Below are 1496 nucleotides of genomic sequence, written 5' to 3'. Positions count from 1 at the left end.
CGACTGGAGATGTGGTTTGACGAACCCTCGTCAGCCCAGGCCGCGCTCGATCGGCTCGTCCGCGCTAAGACCCGCCGGGGATACTTACAGTCGCCGCCCTCGCCAGCCTTCCCGTTTCAGGACGTCCCTAGATGCGCCGCTTGTTGTCACTCCTTTTCGGCTGGATCTGCGTCGGCTGCCTGATCGTCGCCATCGTCTCAGTGGCGATCGGCGACATGGCCGGCGCGATCGCTCCAGGCTTCAGCGCCGTGGTCGCCTGATGGCGTCCGCATTGTTCGGCCCCCAGTCTGCGCAGACCGGTCCGGCCCCACGCCCGCGCAACCGCCGGCCGCTAACGCGGCGGCGAAAGCCAAGGCCACGGCCAAGCGCCAAGCCGACGACCGTAGCCGGCGCGAGGAAGAAGTCGCGGACTGGGACCGCCGCAATAACGAGGAGTTTTAGCTTTCAGGGCGTCGCGACGTACGGCCGCTCACCACAACAAGATCGTGCCCGGGAACCTGCCGCGTGCTCGAAAACCGGCGCGTCGGGTCACCCCAGGCCTTCCAGCAAGCCCTCCGCCTTTGCCTTGAGTGCGTTGAGCGGCGGTCGCGTAGCGAGCCATTGCCCGAACGCCAGGATGTGACGATGATCGGACGCCGACCAATCTTCTACCCGGGCCAGTTCCGAGTAAATCGTCTGCGCCTGCCGGCGCGGATCAGGCGCGCTACCCATCGTTCGGCGGAGCTTGTTTGCTGTCTGGAGCGCTTCGCCGCGACTGAGGGTCATGCCGATTCCCGTTGGTTCTGGCACCTCCTTACGGAATTCACCGACGACGCGGAAGAGGGCGATGACACCTCAAAAGGCGCCCGTCAGTAGCGGGCCCGTAGGAGCCACGACAGCGGCGGGACCGAGCACGGCCGCCGGCCGCTATCCGAATTCGAGGGGAATTGGGGGGCGCCCCCGCTGGAAGGGGTTAGCCGAGATCGGGGCTCAGGCGTAGGGGAAGGCCTTCCCCCCAAACAACGCCACACATCCTATGCCAGAAGACGTTACAGAGCCAACGCCTTGACCAGATCGTCGTGCTCAAACGCGCTCTCCATGCGCCGGATCTCCGCCGGCCGCGCGCCGGCCGCGGCGGCCACGTCCCGCCACCCTCGGGTCACCTGGGCCACCTCACGGACGATGTCCCGCGCCTCCGCGTCGCTAAGGGAGAACAATCCGGCCACCGACAGCACCAGAGCCAGGTCACAGGTGCCGTCATCAGGATCGATGGTCGTGGTCAGAATGTGCGCCTTCACGTCCACCGGCGTCGGATTGAGGTCATAGGCCGGCGACAGCTTCCAAGCGCCGTCCCACGGAGCTCGCTGAAGGTCGCGCCCTGCAGCTGGCCACCTATGGGGCCATCGCCGATCCGGGCACCGCGACGCCGGCGCCCGGCGCCTACTACCTGTTTAACCAGCGACGGCTAATTGGCCCGGTCGGCGCCGTCGTGTCTGACGAAGAGGTCGAGGCGGCGC

The 1496-nt window shown here is 67.0% G+C and carries 2 protein-coding genes; both read right to left on the bottom strand.

From position 1 onward, the window contains the following. Positions 1-528: 528 nt before the first annotated feature. Entirely contained in the window at positions 529-765 is a 237-nt protein-coding gene (locus Q7T84_RS10295) for a hypothetical protein (RefSeq protein WP_304808435.1), read from the bottom strand. A gap of 263 nt (positions 766-1028) precedes the next feature. Further along, on the bottom strand, positions 1029-1277 hold the full coding sequence (locus Q7T84_RS10290) for a hypothetical protein (RefSeq protein ID WP_304808433.1): 249 nt from the start codon (positions 1275-1277) through the stop codon (positions 1029-1031). Positions 1278-1496 lie beyond the last annotated feature (219 nt).

It is taken from the genome of Phenylobacterium sp., assembly GCF_030654915.1.
Lineage (GTDB): Bacteria > Pseudomonadota > Alphaproteobacteria > Caulobacterales > Caulobacteraceae > Phenylobacterium.
The sequence above is the reverse complement of the archived record's forward strand: the minus strand, read 5'-3'. Positions and strand labels throughout refer to the sequence as shown.